Source organism: Halomonas sp. V046 (genome assembly GCF_052645355.1).
In genome coordinates this window covers 1-333 of the sequence record NZ_JBQXYF010000070.1, presented here as the reverse complement: position 1 = coordinate 333, position 333 = coordinate 1, and the positions used below count along the sequence as shown (strand labels likewise).

General features: G+C 64.3%; 1 protein-coding gene. It reads right to left on the bottom strand.

The genetic code is table 11. The features are described from left to right. A partial coding sequence (locus tag ACUN9Y_RS22280; protein WP_445462923.1) for a hypothetical protein occupies positions 1 to 333 on the bottom strand: 333 nt, incomplete at both ends.

The following is a 333-nucleotide window of genomic DNA, read 5'->3' as shown; positions in this document are numbered from 1 at the left end:
CAGACAGCCACACGATGGGGCCACCGCGAGACAGCGTCTGCATCAGCAGGTTGTCGGAGTAGGTCGAGTGGATGCCCCACTTCTGGTGCGGGGTGATCCAGTTCAGGGCGATCTCGGGGTTGCCGTTGGGCCGCGGCATCTCCATCGACTCGGTGGCCTTGGTGTTGATCGGCGGGCGATACACCAACAGGCTCTCGCCGAAGTCCCGCATCCAGGCATGGTCCTGGTAGAACTGCTGGCGGCCGGACACGGTGCGCCACGGAATCATCTCGTGGACGTTGGTGTAGCCGGCGTTGTAGGACACGTGCTCGTCCTCGAGGCCAGACCAGGTCG